Origin of the sequence: Nocardioides humilatus, assembly GCF_008373755.1 — a bacterium.
In the GTDB taxonomy this organism is placed as follows: domain Bacteria; phylum Actinomycetota; class Actinomycetes; order Propionibacteriales; family Nocardioidaceae; genus Nocardioides; species Nocardioides humilatus.
Map to the genome: position 1 here is coordinate 767742 of NZ_VUJV01000003.1, position 17122 is coordinate 784863.

Below are 17122 nucleotides of genomic sequence, written 5' to 3' on the forward strand. Positions count from 1 at the left end.
CTTCGTGGTACTGCGGTCACCAAACTGTAACGCGTTCTAGTTCGTTTACGAAAGCGTTTCGTATTGCAACCCTGCGAGGATCGAAGGGTGCGCATCTTGTCGATCCAGTCAGCGGTCGCCTACGGGCACGTCGGCAACTCCGCCGCGGTCTTCCCGCTGCAGCGGCTCGGGCACGAGGTGTGGCCGATCGCGACCGTCCAGTTCTCCAACCACACCGGCTACGGCGCCTGGCGCGGGCCGTTGTTGGCACCGGCCGACATCGCCGAGGTGGTCGCCGGGATCGGTGATCGCGGAGTCCTTGGTACGGCGGATGCCGTCCTCTCCGGCTACCAGGGCGATCCCGCAATGGGTGCGGTCATCCTCGACGCCGTCGCGCAGGTCAAGGCGCTCAACCCGTCCGCGGTCTACTGCTGCGACCCGGTCATCGGCGACGTGGGCCGCGGGGTGTTCGTGCGTCCCGGCATCCCGGAGTTCATCCGCGACGCGGTCGTGCCGCGGGCCGACATCGTGACGCCCAACCACTTCGAGCTCGACTTCCTGACGGGTCGGAGCACGTCGTCGGTCGAAGAGGTGCTCGACGCCGTCGACGCGCTGCGGGCGGTCGGCCCGCGCGACGTGCTCGTCACCTCGGTCCGCTACCCGGGTGTCGACGACTCCCTCGACGTGATCGCCGTGTCCGACGAGGGCGCGTGGTCGGTCACCACTCCCCTGCTGCCGATCAGCCCGAACGGTGGCGGCGACCTGACGGCCGCCCTCTACCTCGCGCACCTGCTGGAGACGGGCGCCGCGGCCACCGCCCTCGAACGGACGACGAGCAGCGTGTTCGCCGTACTCGACGCGACGCTGGAGGCCGGTACCCGCGAGCTGCAGATCATCCCCACCCAGGACGCCATCGCCCACCCACCCGCTCGGTTCGGTGCCACGCGCCTGCGCTGACTACCATGACGCCCGCGCCTCTTCGAGGCACGCGCCGGTGTAGCTCAGTTGGTAGAGCGTCTTACTTGTAATAAGAGGGTCGCGGGTTCGATTCCTGTCACCGGCTCCGCTAGATCTTCAAGCATCCTTGAACTCTTCTCGAGGGCACGTCAACATCACGGCATGACCCTGCTGACCATCGGCGCGCTCGCGGAGCGGGCGGGCGTGGCGACGAGCGCGATCCGCTTCTACGAGGAGAAGGGGCTGGTGCACTCGACGCGTACGACGGGCAACCAGCGCCGTTACGAGCAGTCGACGCTGCGGCGGGTGGCGTTCATCCGGGCAGCGCAGCGGGTCGGCCTCAGCCTCGAGGAGGTCGCCGAGGCGCTCGCCTCGCTGCCCGACAACCGGGTGCCCAACAAGGCCGACTGGGCGCGGATCAGCAAGGACTGGCGGCCGCGGCTCGACGAGCAGATCCGGCGCATCGAGCTGCTTCGCGAGCGGCTCGACGGGTGTATCGGGTGCGGCTGCCTGAGCATGAAGGGGTGCTGGCTCTCCAACCCGGGCGATATCGCCGGCGAGCGGGGAGGCAAGGGCGCGGTGCGGCTCGAGCCCTGACGAGCGACGCGGCGTACGGTGCTGACATGGCGCTGCACGTCGTCGCCAGCCGATCCGGGGCGGCAGAGAAGACTGCGCTGCTGACCCTGCCCTGGGCGACCCCGCTCGAGAAGTGGCCCGACGACGTCACCGTCCCGCTCCCCCGCGGGCTCTCCCGTCACGTCGTCCGGATCGTGCGTGCCGGCCAGCAGACGCTCGCGGTGAAGGAGACCGAGCCGGAGATCGCACTGAAGGAGTACCGCCTCCTACGCGACCTGCGCCGGATGGACCTACCGACCGTCGAGCCCCGCGGCGTCGTGACCGGCCGCGAGGACCCCGACGGGCAGCCGCTCCCGGCGGCGCTGGTCACGGACCACCTGCAGTTTTCACTGCCCTACCGCAGCCTCTTCCGACACGGGCTCGGGGCGGAGAACCTCCCCGAGCTGGTGGACGCCCTCGTCGTACTCCTCGTCCGGCTGCACCTCGCCGACTTCTACTGGGGCGACGTGTCGCTCTCCAACGTGCTCTTCCGGCGCAGCGCGGGCGGGTTCGCCGCCTACCTCGTCGACGCCGAGACCGGTGAGCTGCAGCCGACGCTGTCCGACCGGATGCGCGAGCACGACCTCACCGTCGCCGGCGAGAACGTCTTCGCCGAGCTGCTCGATCTCCAGGCCGCTGATGAGCTCGACCCGGGCGTCCGCGCCCACGAGATCGTCGACCTGCTGGCCCAGCGCTACGACGCGCTGTGGCGCGAGCTCACCGCCGAGGAGGTCTTCGACACCACCGAGATGTGGCGGATCGAGCAGCGCATCGAGCGGCTCAACGACCTCGGGTTCGACGTCGACGAGCTCGACATCATCACCGACCTCGGCGGCGACACCGTGCGCATCCAGCCGAAGGTCGTCGAGGCCGGCCACCACACCCGCGAGCTGCAAGGACTCACCGGCCTCGGCGTCGAGGACGCCCAAGCGCGACGCCTCCTCAACGACCTCGCCGCCTACACGGCCCACCACGACCTCGGCCGCCAGGACCGGGCGGTCGTGGCCAACCGGTGGTTCGGCGAGGTCTACGAGCCGCTCACCGCACTGCTCCCGCGCGAGCAGCGCGGCAAGCTCGAGCCGCCGGAGTTCTTCCACGAGGTGCTCGTGCATCGGTGGTACCTCTCCGAGCAGGCCGGCCAGGAGGTCGACATCTTCGAGTCCGCCCGCGACTACGTCGCCTCGGTCCTGCCGCACCGGCCCGATGAGTTGGTGGCGCCGGACTAGTCTCAGCAACCGTGGACCTGCCCGTGATGCCGCCCGTCCAGCCGATGCTCGCCAAGGCGGTGTCCGGGGTCCCCGACCCGGCGAAGTACGGCGGCCTCAGCTTCGAGCCGAAGTGGGACGGCTTCCGCTGTGTCCTCTTCAAGGACGGCGACGAGGTCGAGCTCGCGAGCCGCAACACCAAGCCGCTCACCCGCTACTTCCCCGAGCTCGTGGTCGCGGCACGCGAGCAGCTGCCGGCGCGGTGCGTGCTGGACGGCGAGATCTTCGTGGCGCTCCCGACCGACGGCCGGGACCGGCTGCAGTTCGAGGTCCTTCAGGAACGGATCCACCCGGCTGCGAGCCGGATCAACCTGCTGGCCGAGCAGACACCGGCGAGCTTCGTCGCCTTCGACCTGCTCGCGCTCGGCGACGAGTCCTTCCTGGAGCGACCGTTCTCGGAACGGCGCGCGGCGCTCGTCGAGGCGCTCGCCGGTCTGCCCGCCGAAGGACCGTGCCACCTGACCCGCACGAGCACCGACCCGGCCGTTGCCGAGGAGTGGTTCCACCAGTTCGAGGGCGCGGGCCTGGATGGCGTGGTCGCGAAACCGCTGGGAACGCCGTACCAGCCCAATGCGCGCACCATGCTCAAGATCAAGCACGAGCGAACCGCCGACGTCGTCGTCGCCGGCATGCGCGAGCACAAGACCAGCACGCCGGAGAAGCCGCTCCTCGGCAGCCTGCTGCTCGGTCTCTACGACGGCGGCGAGCTCCAGCACGTCGGCGTCAGCGCGAGCTTCACCGCTGCGCGACGGGCCGAGCTGTGGCAGGAGCTGCAGGCGCTCGTCGTACCGATCGAGGAGCACCCGTGGGGCCGGTGGCAGGAGTTCCTCGTCGCCAACCCCGGCCGCCAGCCCGGCACCCAGAGCCGCTGGAGCCAGGGCAAGGACCTGTCGTTCACCCCGCTGCGTCCCGAGCGCGTGCTCGAGGTGAAGTACGACGCCATGGAGGGCCGTCGCTTCCGCCACACCGCCCACTTCAAGCGGTGGCGCGAGGATCGCGACCCGGAGTCGTGCGGCTACGAGCAGCTCGAGCAGCCGGTTTCCTACGACCTCGCCGCCGTGCTGGGTGGAACCACCGCCGGTTGAGGTGTAGGACTTGACCATGGAGACCGGGCCCGAGCAGTACGACGTCGTCCTCCTCGTCGAGCAGCCGCTGACCGCGGCCGATGCCGCCCAGGTGAGATCACTCCATGCGGAGTTCGATGCCCGGGTCGTCTACCACGTGCTGATGCCCCTGGTTGATGCCGCCGCGGCGGTCGAGGCGTCGCTCGGCGCGATCGGCGGAGCCGACCTGCTGGCGCCGCCGATGACCCCCAGCCCCGACGAGCTCGCCACGCTGCGCGAGGAGCAGAAGGAACAGGCCGACCACGACCTGGCGGCCACCACCGAGGCGCTCCTCGCCACCGGTGCCGACGTCGGTAGCGCCGCGGTCGTCGGCGACTCCCCGGTCAATGCGCTGGCCGACAAGGTCGCCGCGGTCGACGGCCGCGAGGCGATCGTCCTCACCCGTCCTCACGTCGTCGCCGAGTTCTTCCACGTCGACTGGACCTCGCGCGCCCGCCGCAAGCTCGGCGTGCCCGTCCTCCACCTGCTCGAGCACGAGAACTTCGACGAGCAGGCCGGCGGCGGCGAGGGCATCAGCGGCCTCTGATCGGCGTGACCTGCGCCTCTCGTAGCCCGGAGGCGTTGACGCTCGTTGAGGTGACATGGCGGCCAACCACACCCTCGACGAGCGGCTGTTCCAGAGCCTGCTCGACAGCGAGCTCAACGCAGCCCAGACCTACCTGGCAGTCGACCTCTGCCGGCAGGTCGTCTCCATCGTGCTCGACCTCGACATGCCCCATCGCGGCCGCGCGGCGCGGTCGGCGGCGCAGCTGATGCTCAGCGAGTCGGTGCCTGACCTCGACGAGGAGATGCGCAACAACCTGGCGCGCCTCTGCGAGGTCGCGGTCGTCATCGGCTTCTGACCGACGACGACGCGACAACATCCCGCCCGGGAACGACAAGGCCCCGGGGGGTTTCGCTGGCTTGCGCCGCTACGCCATGTATCCCGGGGCTCTCTGTCGGATCCAAACCATACGCTCCCGATCCGACACAGCCAATCTTGGGAGGAGCTCCATGTCGCGGGAAGCAAGGACACTGGCGGCGCTGCTCTCACCGGCCCGCATCGGGCCTTATCTCTCGGCAACCAGCAACGACTGGACCCGGGCCATCGCCTTGTACGACTGGAACACGAGGATCAGTGCAGCCTTCTTCGAGTCCATCCACTATCTCGAGGTTGGACTTCGCAACGCTCTCGACGACGCTGCCGCGCGTTTCATCGGAGCCGGTTGGCTCCATCCATCGTCACCCGTTCTGTCGCGACGCTCGCGAGAAGCGATCGTCGTCGCGACCCGTCACGCCGGTGGCACGACCGCACCACGCGGCAAGCTCGTCGCAGAACTGCCATTCGGATTCTGGTGGTCGCTCTTGGCCGACGAGTACAACCGGCGCCTATGGCAACCGGCGCTGCGCCATGCTTTTGAGGAGCCCGTCCGCCGCCGGAGGCTGCACGCCGACCTGGACGACCTGCGTCGCCTGCGCAACCGGATCGCGCATCACGAGCCGATCCACACGCGGCCGCTGGAGACGGACTTCGCTCGAGTCCAGGACATCTCGAACCGGATCGGGAGCGCCCTGGGGAGCCACATCGCCACGACGTCGCGCGTCCCTGTCGTTCTGGCCGAGCGGCGAACTTGAGTCCTACTTCTCGATCCGGTTGCCGTCCGCGTCCCAGTGCTCGGCGACCTTCTTGCTCGGCTGCACGCGGGGCGGTTCGCCGGGCATCTTGGGATAGTCGGGCGGGAAGTTGAGCTCCCCACCGGGGAGCTCCTCCCACAGCTGCAGCAGCGGCTCCAGGGAGAACGCCTCGTCGTCGATCGTCGCCCACGGGTCACCGTCGGCAACCCGGTCGGGCACGGTGAAGAGGTTGAACTCGCGGGGATCCGTGAGGTCGGCGAGCTCCTCCCAGGTGACCGGCGTCGAGACGGGGGCACCGGGGATCGGCCGGAGTGAGTAGGCCGAGGCGATCGTGCGGTCGCGGTTGTTCTGGTTGAAGTCGACGAAGATGCGCTCGCCGCGCTCTTCCTTCCACCACGCGGTGGTCACTCCGCCGTCGCGACGCTCGAGCTCGCGGCCGAAGCCGATCGCCGCGTGCCGAAGCTCCTCGAAGGTCCAGCGCGGCTCGATCCGCACGTAGATGTGGATGCCACGGTTGCCGGAGGTCTTCGCGTAGCCGCGGATGCCGAGGTCTTCGAGGGCCTCCCGCGCGACGCCGGCGACCCGCACCGCGTCGGCAAAGGTTGTGCCGGGCTGCGGGTCGAGGTCGATACGCAGCTCGTCGGGGTGGTCGACGTCATCGCGCCGCACCGGCCAGGGGTGGAAGGTCAGCGCACCCATCTGGGCACACCACACCGGCACCGCGATCTCGGTCGGACAGATCTCATCGGCGGTGCGGCCGGAAGGGAAGGTGATGCCGACCGACTCCAGGTAGTCAGGGGCGCCCTTCGGCACCCGCTTCTGATAGAACGCCTCGGCGTCCTTCTGGAACGCACCGGTGGCCAGCTTGTAGCCCTCTCGCACGCCGCTGGGCCACCGCTCCAACGCGGTCGGCCGGTGGCGCAGGGCTCGCATCAGCCCGTCGGCCACGCTGACGACGTACTCGGCCACCATCAGCTTGGTCACCTCGGGCGTGCGCTCGGTCGCCTCGTAGATGACCCGGTCAGCACTCGAGATACGCACCGCGCGGTCGCCTGCCTGGACCTCGGCCGCCGCCGTCTTCGCCATGGCACCGACCCTAACCGGCAGCACGGACGGACCGGGCGGGTGATGATGAGCCATGCGGACCATCTCGGCGACCTTGCTCCTCACGCTTCTCGCCTTGGGGCTCGCCTCACCCCCGACGGCCAGTGCAGGTACGCCGACCTGCCAGGGCCTCGCGGCCACGCTGGTCGGCACCCGCGGCGCAGATCTGCGCGGCACGGCCGGTGACGACGTCGTGGTCACCAACGGCGCCCGCAACGTCCACACGCGGGCCGGCGACGACGTCATCTGCGTGACGCGCGGAGAGCTGGTCGACGTGGTCCCCGGAGCCGGCGACGACCTGGTCGACACGACCGCCTTCAATGGTCCCCACGTCGAGACAGATCTCGGCGAGCGCGGCGCCGACGGCAGCTCGGGCGACGACACCTACGTCGGGGGCGACGGGTGGGACGAGGTCAGCATCCACTCGGGCATCGCCTCCGACCACAAGCAGATCGACCTCGGCAGCCACTTCGACTACCTCTACGTCTACGGCGGCTACCACGGCGCAGTCACCGGGAATCTCGGGCCGGACAACGACTACCTCTTCGCCACCCGGCCCCGGGCCGGGATCGACGTCGACGCCGGGGGCAACTTCGACGACTACTACACGCTCTGCGCACGATGCGAGACCGCGTCCTTCGACCTGGGTGCCGGCCCGATCCAGGTAGACGGGCAGGACGCCGGCAGCATCCGGGACTTCGAGTACTTCCGTGTCTTCCATGCCACCCACAGCATCGCGCAGTCGATCTCGGTGACCGGCTCGGAGGAGTTCGACAACATCGACGTCGCCGCCTGCAACGCGGAGATCCACGCGGGAGGCGGGGACGACTTCCTGTACGCCTTCCCGGTGCCCGAGCTGTGCGACGACTTCGCCTCGCAGCTGTACGGCGACGACGGCAACGACCAGGTCTTCGGCACCGACGGCCCCGACCTGCTCCGCGGCGGCGCCGGTGACGACTTCCACTACGGTCGGCGCGGCCGCGACGACATCGATGGCGAAGCGGGCGCGGACAAAGCCCATGGCGGACCCGGGCGCGACCTGTGCCTCGCGGAGGTGAAGCGCTCCTGCGAGCTGTGACCTAACGCGGCGTAGGACTCCGACGCGTCACGTCTGGCTACTTCTCCTCGAGCGTGAGGCTGATCGAGTTGATGCAGTAGCGGTCGCCCGTGGGGGTGCCGTAGCCGTCAGGGAAGACGTGGCCGAGGTGGGAGCCGCAGTTGGCGCACCGGACCTCGGTGCGGACCATGCCGAGCGTCTTGTCCTCGATGTATTCGATCGTGTCGCTGATCGGCTGGTAGAAGCTGGGCCAGCCGCAGCCGGAGTGGAACTTCGTGTCGGACTCGAAGAGGGTCGCCTGGCAGGCCTTGCAGCGGTAGACACCCTTGGTCTCGGTGTCGGTGTATTCGCCCTTGAAGGCGCGCTCGGTGCCGGCCTTGCGGAGCACGGCGTACTCCTCGGGAGTGAGCTCTGCCTTCCACTCCTCGTCGGTCTTCTCCACGTTGTAGGTCATGCCGACGAGGCTACCCAGCCCGTCACGCTTCGACACCTGACACCGGCAACCCCGCCGCACGCCATGCTGCGAACCCGCCGACGACGTCGGTGGCGCGGTGGATGCCGATGCTCTGCAGGGCATCGGCGGCCAGCGAGGAGGTGTAGCCCTCCTGGCAGAGCACGATCACCCGCCGGTCGTACGACGCTCCGGGCAACCGTGCGTCGCTGCGCGGGTCGAAGCGCCACTCGAGGACGTTGCGCTCGACGACGAGCACGGGAAGGCTCGGGTGGACCTCACCCTCGGCCCGGCGCTGCTCGGCCGGCCGGATGTCGACGAGTACGGCGCCCCACGACACGATCTCCTCGTAGGCCTCCCGCGCAGGGAGCCGGTGGAGGCGCGAGCGCGCGTCGGCCAGCAGGGCGTCCACGCCGTCGTACCGCACGGAGACCACGGTAGTCACCACTCCTCCCCGGCGCGCTCGACGCCGAGCACCTCGAGGCGGTCGCCGCGGAAGGCGAACCGGGTCATGGTGGTGAGCCGGGGCGAGTAGGCGTGCAGCGAGAGCGCCGGCTCGTCGCTGTCGTTGCGCACGTTGTGTGCGTAGCCCGCACCGAAGGCCTTGCCGTCACCCACCTGGTGGTCGACGAGCTGCAGCCCGCCGTCGAAGGTGTGCTCGGTCAGCTGGCCGCGGAGCACGGTGAACGCGCCCGACGACGAGCCGTGGTCGTGCCAGTCGGTGGCCGCACCGACCGGCCAGGAGATCAGCCAGAGCTCGTAGTCGTCGGTGGCGAGCAGGCGGATCCACGACCGGTCCTGCGGGCAGGGGTCCAGCAGCTCGAGCAGATCGGGGTCGGCGGCGTGGTCACGCACGACCTCGAGGAGGGGAAGGACAGCGAGTGCAGTGGCTGGACCGGACATGCGATCAATAGTGCACTAAGTCGATAGACTTTCCAAACAAAGTTCGGAGATTCCACTCACACTTCGTCAGAAGCGGGTCACGGCAGGCGGTCGATCAGCTCCGCGACCTCGACGCGCGCGCCCGTGTAGAACGGGACCTCCTCGCGCACGTGGCGCCGGGTCTCCGAGCCGCGCAGGTGCCGCATCAGGTCGACGATGCGGGTGAGGTCGTCGGCCTCGAACGCCAGGATCCACTCGTAGTCGCCGAGCGCGAAGGACTGCACGGTGTTGGCGCGCACGTCGGGGTAGTCGCGCCCCATCTGGCCGTGCTCGGCGAGCAGGCGGCGGCGCTCGGTCTCCTCGAGGAGGTACCACTCGTAGGAGCGCACGAACGGGTAGACCGCGACGTAGTCGTGCGCCTGCTCCTCGGCGAGGAAGGCCGGCAGGTGGCTGCGGTTGAACTCCGCCGGACGGTGCAACGCCATCTGCGACCAGACCGGCGCGAGGCGGGTGCCGAACGCCGTACGACGCAGCCGGTGGTAGGCCACCTGGAGCTCGTCGCTCGTCGCTGCGTGCCACCAGACCATCAGGTCGGCGTCGGCCCGAAGTCCCGCGACGTCGTAGATGCCGCGCACCACCACATCGCCCCCCGACGGCCCGGCGAGCTCGGCGAGCAGCGCCTCGACCTCGGCGGCCTCGGTCTTCCGTACGACGTCGTCGCCACCGATCGGACGCTCGAGCTTGAAGACCGACCACATGGTGAAGCGGATCGTGTCGTTGAGCTCGTTGATCTTGGCGGCGTTGGACTTGATGTCCGCCTGCGGGTCGGTCATGCCTCCATTGTCGCAGCGGCGACGAGCCGGTCCGCCGCGGCATGGCCCGAGGCGATGCACGCGGCGATCCCGACGCCGTCGTAGGCCGCGCCGCAGACGGCGAGACCGGGCACGACCGCGACCGCGGCGCGGATGCGGGCGACGCGGTCGAGGTGGCCGACGGCGTACTGCGGGAGGCCACCACCCCACCGCTGCACCACGGCGTCGACGGGCCGTGCCGTCAGCCCGGTGGCGTCGGCGAGGTCGGCGAGCGACGCGCTGACCAGCTCGTCGTCGGGCACCTGCAGGGTCGCCTCCTCGCCGTAGCGGCCGAGGGAGGTGCGCAGGACGAGGAGGTCCCCGCCCGCGGCGCGCACCCAGTCCCACTTCGCGAAGGAGAAGGTGGCGGCCTTGACCGCGCGCCCGTCGACCGGCGGCACGAGGAAGCCGGAGGCGCCGACGTCGATCGCCGCACGGACCTCCGGGGACGCGTCGAAGGCGAAGGTGACCAGCGCTGAGGAGGCGTAGTCGATCGTCTGGAGCTCGGCGGCGGCCGCAGGGGCCAGATCCGCGAGGAGCTTGGCGGTGGGCGCCGCGGGCGTGGCGAGCACGACGGCGTCGGCCGCCTCGATCGCGGTATCGGTGGCGACCGCCCACCCCTCAGGAGTACGACGCACCTCCCGCACCACCGCGCCCAACCGGATGTCGAGCCGGCCCGTGCCGGCACCGGCCGCCTCGATCGCCTCCGGGAGCCGCCACATGCCGCCGGGGATGCCGGCGAAGACGGGCGACTCCGCGGTCGACGGCCCGGCGGGCAGCACGACCTGCTCGCGGCCGAGCAGCTCGATGAGCTGGGGCACCGCGGCGCGCGCCGAGATCTGCCGGGCGTGACCGGCGTAGACACCGCCGAGGAGGGGCTCGACGAGACGGTCGACGACCTCGTCGCCGTACCTCTCGGCGACCAGCGCGCCGACGGAGACATCACCGTCGGGGTGGGGCACCTGCTGCGCCCGCGCCCGCTGGGCGCCCTCGGGCGACAAGATCCCGCTCGCGTCGAGCTGGTCCAGGTCGAGCGGTGCACCCATCAGGGTGCGCGGCAGTGGCCGCAGGGCGCCGCGGGTCCAGACGCGTGAGGTCGCGGCGGTCGGGTGCACCAGGTCGAGACCGAGATCGGCCGCGAGCCCGACACCTTCGGGGCGGCGGTTGATCATCGCCTCGGCGCCGACATCGACCGTGACACCGGCGACCTCGCCGCGGCGCAGCTTGCCGCCGATCCGGTCGGTGCCCTCGAGGACCAGCACGGCGTGGCCGGCGTCGGTGAGGTCACGGGCAGCGGTCAGCCCGCTGATGCCCGCACCCACGACGATGATCCGCGCCACGGGTCAAGCGTGGCAGACGCTCTAAGGCACCGCGCCTTCGGCCGAGCTCACGGCGACGATCACCAGCGCCGGGTCCGACGCCGCACGGAGGGCGAGCGATTGGGCGGTGTTGCACCCGCGGGCGGTGCCGACGGTGACATCGACGACGCGACCGTCGGCATCGAGCACCCGCGCAGCCGCCACGCAGCCCCGGCGCGTGAAGGCCACGGACTCACACGGGTCGGCATCCTCCGACTGCGCGGCGCACTCGCTGAGCGCGCGGCGCTCGGCGGCCGGCTGGTGCTCGAAGTTGTAGGAGTACCCGTAGGTGCCCTCGTCCCGGTTGACCGCGATCGCGGCGTAGGTGGGCTCGCCGGGATCGGCGTTGCCGCGGGGGTGCCGACGCGGTGGCGCCGGCGCGTCGGAGGTGCCCACGATCGTCGCGTTCACCTCGGGCTCGTCCGGGTCGCTCGGCGCCCCGGCCTTGATGGAGAGCACGCTCAGGACCCCGACCAGGGCAAGCGCGACCGCGGTGCCGAGGCACACCACGAACGTCTTCCACCAGGCCATGCCTGCCTCCTACCGACGGGAGGGCCCACGGTAGGCGCCGACTCCGCAGTCGGCATCACCCGATCGGACTAATCGAGCGGGTAGGTCTGCACGAACTCGGTCAGCCGCGCGAGCTGGTCGGGATCGGTCGACGGGATGACACCGTGACCGAGGTTGAAGACGTGGCCCTTGGCCGCGCGGCCAGCCTCGATGACCTCGGCGGCGCGCGCGGTCATCACCTCGGTGGGCGCGAAGACCAGGGTGGGGTCGAGGTTGCCCTGCACACCACGGTCACCGACGCGCGCGATGCCGTCGGCCAACGGCGTGCGCCAGTCGACGCCGACCACGTCGGCACCCGCCTCACCCATGAGGGTGAGCAGGTTGGTGGTGCCGACGCCGAAGTGGATCCGGGGCACGCCGAGCGCACCGATCCGCTCGAGCACCGCCGACGAGTGCGGCATCACGTGCTGCTGGTAGTCGCCGGGGGTGAGCGCGCCGGCCCACGAGTCGAACAGCTGGATCGCGGAGGCACCGGCCGCGACCTGCACTTCGAGGAAAGCCGCCGAGATGCCGGCGATCTTGCGCATCAGCGCGTCCCAGACGTCGGGGGCGCCGAACATCAGCGCCTTGGTCTTGGCGTGCTCCTTGGAGGGCCCGCCCTCCACGAGGTACGACGCCACGGTGAACGGCGCACCCGCGAACCCGATGAGCGGGGTGCCGCCGTTGATCGAGGCGAGCTCGGAGGTCAGCGTCTGCACGGCCTCGGTGATGAAGGGGACGTGCTCGGGCGTGAGGTCGGGGATCGCCTCGACGTCGGCGAGGGTGCGCACCGGGTCGGCGACGACCGGACCGACGCCCGGCTTGATGTCGAGGTCGACACCGACGGCCTTCAGCGGCAGCACGATGTCGGAGAAGAAGATCGCCGCGTCGACGCCGTAGCGGCGCACGGGCTGGAGCGTGATCTCGGTGACCAGCTCGGCGTTCATGCACGACTCGAGCATCTGGGTGCCCTCGCGGATCGCGAGGTATTCGGGCAGCGACCGGCCCGCCTGCCGCATGAACCAGACGGGGGTGTGCGGGACCGGCTCTCCTCGTACTGCCTTGAGGAACGCGCTGTCGCTGAGGTGGTTTTGCTCGCCCATATCGCTTCAAAGAGTCTCAGGTCGGGCCCGCTGGCGCACATCGGGCCCCGGAGCCGGGGGCGGCGTGCCGCAGGGCCGAACCCCGTGACGTCTCCTATGGTGGCCCTATGGTCGCCCGGCAGGAGTCGCACCAGGGGTCCGGCGCTGCCGGTGAGCCCCCGGAGTTCAGCGCCGCCGTGGCCAGCATGGGCGAGGCTGTCTTGCGCCAGGAGATCTTCTGCGAGCAGATGCCCGCACCCCAGCGCATCGCCCCCTTCGCCACCGCCCTCTCGGCCGACGTGACGCTCGACGACGAGGAGGTCGCGACCGGCCGGATCGTGCTCCTTCACGATCCCGCCGGCAACGACGCCTGGGACGGCACGTTCCGCTGCGTCGCCTACTGCCGCGCCGAGATCGACCACGCGCTCGCGACCGACCCGATGCTCACCGACGTGGGCTGGACCTGGCTCACCGACGCCCTGGAGTCCCACGGCGCCGAATACTCGATGCTGTCGGGCACGGTCACCCGCGTCGCCACGGAGAGCTACGGCACCATGGCCGGCGACGGCGGGTCGGCGCAGCTCGAGGTACGCGCGTCCTGGACCCCGACCGACGCCCCTGACCTGGCCGCCCACGTCGAGGCCTGGGCCGAGCTGCTGTGCACGGCAGGCGGGCTCGAGCCGGTCCCCGACGGCGTCGCGGTGATGCCGTCGCGCCGCGGCCAGCGAGGCTCGTCGGTCTGATGTCGGAAACGCCCCCCACCGACGCGCCCGAGGAAGACCTCCCCGCGCCGGAGCCCGAGGTCGCGCTGCTCACGCTCGCCGACGGCCTGCCCCCGGTCATCGAGACCGACGAGGCGCTCGTCGACTACTGCGCGAAGCTCGCCGCCGGCAGCGGCCCGGTCGCGATCGACGCCGAGCGCGCGTCGGGCTACCGCTACTCCAACCGCGCCTACCTGATCCAGCTGCGTCGCGAGGGCGCCGGCACCGCCTTGATCGACCCGATCCCGCTGTCCTCGCTGGCCCCGCTCCGCGAGGCGATCGGCGACACGGAGTGGATCCTCCACGCGGCTACCCAGGACCTCCCGTGCCTGGCGGAGGTCGGGCTCGCCCCGATCGCCCTTTTCGACACCGAGCTCGCCGGCCGACTGCTCAACTACCCGCGGGTCGGCCTCGCCACGCTCGTGGAGACGCTCCTCGGCGCGCGGATGAAGAAGGAGCACTCGGCCGTCGACTGGTCGACGCGACCGCTGCCCGAGCCGTGGCTCGAATACGCCGCCCTCGACGTCGAGGTCCTCGTCGAGCTGCGCGACCTGTTGGCTGCCCAGCTCGTCGAAGCGGGCAAGGACGACTGGGCCCGCCAGGAGTTCGACAACCTGCGGTCCTTCGAGCCGGCGGTCCGCACGGAGGCGTGGCGCCGTACGTCCGGTCTGCACAAGGTGCGCGGCCGGCGGGCTCTCGGAGCCGTGCGGGCCCTGTGGGAGGCGCGCGACGAGCTCGCTCGCGAACGCGACGTCACGCCCGGTCGGCTGATCCCCGACTCCGCGGTGGTGGCCGCCGCGACCGCGATGCCGACCAACCGCAGCGCCCTGATGTCGACCCCGGGCTTCCACGGCCGGGGCGCGTCCCGCTTCGCACCCACGTGGCTCGACGCGCTGAAGGCTGCCGCCGAGATGGACGACGCCGACCTGCCCAACCGCACGCCGCGTGGTGACGGGCCGCCGACCCCGCGCGCGTGGGCGGAGAAGAACCCGATCGCCGCCCGCAGGCTCGACCTCGCGAAGGCCGCGATCGCGGCGCTCGCCGAGGAGCACAACCTGCCGGCCGAGAACCTGCTCACGCCCGACCACCTGCGCCGTGCGATGTGGGAACCGCCGTCGACACGCGACCCGGTCGAGCTGCTCGAGCGGCTCATCGACCAGCTGCGCGGCTATGGCTCTCGCAGCTGGCAGATCGGCCTGACGGCGCCCGCGCTGGCCCGCGCCGTGCTCGACGCGGAGCCGGAGCCGAAGGACTAGCTGGGACTAGCGGGGACTAGTTCGGGCTGGCCGACTCAGTCGGCTCGTCGGTCGGCTCCTCGGGCTGGAGTACCGGCTTGGACTTCTCGTCGATCGCCTCGAGCTCGGCCTCGAGGTCGTCGATGCGGGGCTGGGTGAGGAGCCGCTCGAGGTCGGGGTCGACGGCGGCCTCCAGGAGGGGCCAGCTGTCGAAGAGCGGCGGCAGCACGATCGACCGCGTCGAGTCGACGAACGCGCGCGCGTTGGCGGGCTGCAGGTCGGGCTGGAGGAAGGCGTCGGAGAAGCTCACGTCGATCTTGGTGGGCATCAGGTAGCCGGTCTCGGCCATGGCCGACACGGCCTCGTCGCTCAGGAGGTTGACCAGGAAGTCGGCCGACTGCTCGACCCGCTCCTGCGGACCTTCCGAGACGCAGACGCCGGTCAGGTCGCCGACCGTCGCGTCGTCGTCGAGCTCGGGCATCGGCATGACGTCAAAGTGGAGGCCCTCGACCGCCCGCAACTCGGGGGTGAGGTCGCGGTAGCCGGCGATCATGCCGAGACTGCCCTCCTCGAACCAGTCGAGCGCGGGCTTCTCCGCGAGCTGCTTGTTGGTCGGGGTGATCGTCGGATCGCGCAGCACCTCGAGGGTCTGGCGCAACGCGTCGGCCGTATCGGCGTCGGAGAGCGCGAGCGAGGTCGGGTCCTGGTCGTCATCGAAGAGCTTGCCGCCGCCGGCGTAGATGAAGGGGGCGAGCCCCTCGATCGTCGGCTCGATGAAGACGCCCTTGGTGTCCTTGCGCGGCCGGCTCGCGAAGGCGGCTGCCGCACGGAACTGGTCGAGCGTCCAGTACTCCCGGTCCTCCGGCGGGACCGGCAGGTCGCGCGCGGCCATCCGGTCGAAGTCGATGAGGTCGGTGTTGTAGTAGATGACCATCGGCGAGCTGGCGTAGGGCATGCACTGCAGCGTGTCGTTGGCGGAGAAGGCGGAGATGGCGTCGCGGGAGAACTCGTCACCGAAGGCGATGCCTCGGGCGTCGAGGAGGTCGAGCACCGGCCGGTTGCGCTCCGCCTCCATCGTCTCGCCGAGGTCCTCGCGCGGCAGCAGGTAGAGGTCGGGGGCGACCTCACCGGAACGGATGTCGGTCAGCATCGCGTCGGCGTCGGGCCACGACTCGATGTGGACGTCGACGACCTTCGACTCGGTGTTGTAGGCGTCGACCACCTTGCGGTAGGCCGCGATCTCCTCGTCGTTGCCGAAGACGGCGAAGACCAGGCGGGCCATGCCGTGACTGGGCTTGGTCGGCGGCTTCGGTTCGGGTCGGGCCGGGCCGTCGCTGTCGGCGTAGAGAACCATCGCCACGACGACGCTCACCGCGACCACGACAACGGCGGCGAACGTGCGCCAGTCGAAGCGCGCCAAGCTGAACATCGGTCGGTGGTCTCCTGTCATTGCCGGTCGCGGGGTGCCGCACCGGCCGCCACCCTACCGACCGGTAAAGACACGGTGTCCCGCCGGCAGATTGTCGAGTGCACCGGACCGGGAGCGCCTCACGGCGCGTGGCCGCTCGTGGCGGCTAATTTTGGGACCCGGGGCTGCCGCGGCCCGGCGCACTCGAATCCCCATTGTAGTGGGCTCAGGCCAGCCCGCGGTCCAGCTCGACATGACCCGCTGATTCGAGCTGTTCGGCGAGGGCGAGCATGCGGCGTACGTCGTCGTGGCTCGTGCCGGGAAGTGCGGCCCGACCGGTGGCCACGACGCGGGCGAAGGCGGCTGCTCGCAGGAGTACGTCGGCGAAGTCGCTGCCCGCGATCCCGCGAAGGACCTCGTCGACCATCGCCCGCAGCTGGTCGGGCCCGGGCGGATCGGCCACGCCCGCCACGACGCGCGCGACCTGCGCCGCGTTGCGGCCGGCCTCGAACTCGCGGGCGACGCCGACCGGGTCGGCATAGACCCAGGAGCGCAGGAGGTAGAGGCGCCAGAGGCAGCCGGCCAGGGAGTCGGGCGTGGAGCCCGACCAGACCTCGGCAATGGCCTCGATGCCCTCAGTGTCGGCGAGGTGGACGAGTCGGTCGGCCACGTCGGCGTCGCCCTGCTCCCGAGCCCCGCGGACCAGCAGCGTGGCCGCTCGGTCGCCCGCCTCGCGGAGGCGCTCGGGGTCGCTCCCGGCGGCGAACTCGTCGAAGAAGGCTGTCGTCCGCGGCGCCGGTCGGTGGTGGCGACCGCGCCCCTCAGCCATG

At 70.7% G+C, this 17122-nt stretch carries 20 protein-coding genes and 1 tRNA gene; 11 read left to right on the forward strand and 10 right to left on the reverse strand.

The window, feature by feature from the left end; translation table 11 throughout:
• Nucleotides 1–87: 87 nt before the first annotated feature.
• The 8 genes from pdxY to F0U44_RS11655 all read left to right on the forward strand — a co-directional run bounded on the left by pdxY (nt 88) and on the right by F0U44_RS11655 (nt 5554).
• Nucleotides 88–936: a pyridoxal kinase PdxY gene (gene pdxY / locus F0U44_RS11620; RefSeq protein ID WP_149728434.1), complete on the forward strand. Its 849-nt coding sequence runs from the start codon at nt 88–90 to the stop codon at nt 934–936.
• 33 nt (nt 937–969) lie between these two features.
• Nucleotides 970–1042: transfer RNA gene (locus tag F0U44_RS11625), tRNA-Thr, on the forward strand.
• A 56-nt stretch (nt 1043–1098) separates the two neighbouring features.
• A complete protein-coding gene (gene soxR, locus F0U44_RS11630) occupies nt 1099–1533 on the forward strand; it encodes a redox-sensitive transcriptional activator SoxR (protein WP_149728435.1) in 435 nt (144 codons plus the stop codon).
• A 26-nt stretch (nt 1534–1559) separates the two neighbouring features.
• Complete coding sequence (locus F0U44_RS11635; protein WP_149728436.1) at nt 1560–2777, forward strand: DUF4032 domain-containing protein; 1218 nt, start codon at nt 1560–1562, stop codon at nt 2775–2777.
• A gap of 11 nt (nt 2778–2788) precedes the next feature.
• On the forward strand, nt 2789–3901 hold the full coding sequence (locus tag F0U44_RS11640) for an ATP-dependent DNA ligase (protein WP_149728437.1): 1113 nt from the start codon (nt 2789–2791) through the stop codon (nt 3899–3901).
• Between the two features lie 16 nt (nt 3902–3917).
• Nucleotides 3918–4466 carry a hypothetical protein gene (locus F0U44_RS11645; RefSeq protein ID WP_149728438.1) on the forward strand — a complete coding sequence of 183 codons (549 nt, stop codon included), beginning with the start codon at nt 3918–3920 and terminating at the stop codon, nt 4464–4466.
• 55 nt (nt 4467–4521) lie between these two features.
• Nucleotides 4522–4782 carry a hypothetical protein gene (locus F0U44_RS11650; RefSeq protein WP_149728439.1) on the forward strand — a complete coding sequence of 87 codons (261 nt, stop codon included), beginning with the start codon at nt 4522–4524 and terminating at the stop codon, nt 4780–4782.
• Nucleotides 4783–4933: 151 nt separating this feature from the next.
• Complete coding sequence (locus tag F0U44_RS11655) at nt 4934–5554, forward strand: hypothetical protein (protein ID WP_149728440.1); 621 nt, start codon at nt 4934–4936, stop codon at nt 5552–5554.
• Between the two features lie 3 nt (nt 5555–5557).
• Here the strand turns inward: F0U44_RS11655 and F0U44_RS11660 are convergent, their stop codons facing one another.
• On the reverse strand, nt 5558–6640 hold the full coding sequence (locus F0U44_RS11660) for a DNA polymerase domain-containing protein (protein WP_149728441.1): 1083 nt from the start codon (nt 6638–6640) through the stop codon (nt 5558–5560).
• A 52-nt stretch (nt 6641–6692) separates the two neighbouring features.
• Between F0U44_RS11660 and F0U44_RS11665 the strand changes: the two genes are divergently transcribed.
• Nucleotides 6693–7736 carry a calcium-binding protein gene (locus F0U44_RS11665; protein ID WP_149728442.1) on the forward strand — a complete coding sequence of 348 codons (1044 nt, stop codon included), beginning with the start codon at nt 6693–6695 and terminating at the stop codon, nt 7734–7736.
• 37 nt (nt 7737–7773) lie between these two features.
• Here the strand turns inward: F0U44_RS11665 and msrB are convergent, their stop codons facing one another.
• The 7 genes from msrB to hemE all read right to left on the reverse strand — a co-directional run bounded on the left by msrB (nt 7774) and on the right by hemE (nt 12909).
• The gene (gene msrB, locus F0U44_RS11670) at nt 7774–8169 is read right to left on the reverse strand and encodes a peptide-methionine (R)-S-oxide reductase MsrB (protein WP_149728443.1); all 396 of its coding nucleotides are present in this window, start codon (nt 8167–8169) and stop codon (nt 7774–7776) included.
• A 22-nt stretch (nt 8170–8191) separates the two neighbouring features.
• Nucleotides 8192–8593 (reverse strand): rhodanese-like domain-containing protein, encoded by a 402-nt coding sequence (locus tag F0U44_RS11675; protein WP_223163655.1) that lies wholly within the window; start codon nt 8591–8593, stop codon nt 8192–8194.
• Nucleotides 8594–8607: 14 nt separating this feature from the next.
• Nucleotides 8608–9069 (reverse strand): cysteine dioxygenase, encoded by a 462-nt coding sequence (locus F0U44_RS11680; RefSeq protein WP_149728445.1) that lies wholly within the window; start codon nt 9067–9069, stop codon nt 8608–8610.
• Nucleotides 9070–9146: 77 nt separating this feature from the next.
• Nucleotides 9147–9881, reverse strand: a complete 735-nt coding sequence (gene hemQ / locus F0U44_RS11685; protein ID WP_149728446.1) for a hydrogen peroxide-dependent heme synthase — start codon at nt 9879–9881, stop codon at nt 9147–9149.
• The gene (locus F0U44_RS11690; protein ID WP_149728447.1) at nt 9878–11239 is read right to left on the reverse strand and encodes a protoporphyrinogen/coproporphyrinogen oxidase; all 1362 of its coding nucleotides are present in this window, start codon (nt 11237–11239) and stop codon (nt 9878–9880) included. The genes hemQ and F0U44_RS11690 overlap by 4 nt, the downstream gene beginning before the upstream one ends.
• A gap of 21 nt (nt 11240–11260) precedes the next feature.
• Entirely contained in the window at nt 11261–11788 is a 528-nt protein-coding gene (locus F0U44_RS11695; protein WP_149728448.1) for a DUF4189 domain-containing protein, read from the reverse strand.
• Between the two features lie 68 nt (nt 11789–11856).
• A complete protein-coding gene (gene hemE / locus F0U44_RS11700) occupies nt 11857–12909 on the reverse strand; it encodes a uroporphyrinogen decarboxylase (RefSeq protein WP_149728449.1) in 1053 nt (350 codons plus the stop codon).
• Nucleotides 12910–13016: 107 nt separating this feature from the next.
• Between hemE and F0U44_RS11705 the strand changes: the two genes are divergently transcribed.
• Both F0U44_RS11705 and F0U44_RS11710 read left to right on the forward strand, forming a co-directional pair.
• The gene (locus tag F0U44_RS11705; RefSeq protein ID WP_149728450.1) at nt 13017–13631 is read left to right on the forward strand and encodes a DUF3000 domain-containing protein; all 615 of its coding nucleotides are present in this window, start codon (nt 13017–13019) and stop codon (nt 13629–13631) included.
• Entirely contained in the window at nt 13631–14905 is a 1275-nt protein-coding gene (locus F0U44_RS11710) for an HRDC domain-containing protein (RefSeq protein WP_149728451.1), read from the forward strand. The genes F0U44_RS11705 and F0U44_RS11710 overlap by 1 nt, the downstream gene beginning before the upstream one ends.
• A 16-nt stretch (nt 14906–14921) precedes the next feature.
• Here the strand turns inward: F0U44_RS11710 and F0U44_RS11715 are convergent, their stop codons facing one another.
• Together F0U44_RS11715 and F0U44_RS11720 are read right to left on the reverse strand one after the other, a co-directional pair.
• Nucleotides 14922–16313 carry an extracellular solute-binding protein gene (locus tag F0U44_RS11715; protein ID WP_188113438.1) on the reverse strand — a complete coding sequence of 464 codons (1392 nt, stop codon included), beginning with the start codon at nt 16311–16313 and terminating at the stop codon, nt 14922–14924.
• Between the two features lie 205 nt (nt 16314–16518).
• Nucleotides 16519–17121: a hypothetical protein gene (locus F0U44_RS11720; protein WP_149728453.1), complete on the reverse strand. Its 603-nt coding sequence runs from the start codon at nt 17119–17121 to the stop codon at nt 16519–16521.
• Between the last annotated feature and the right edge of the window lies 1 nt (nt 17122).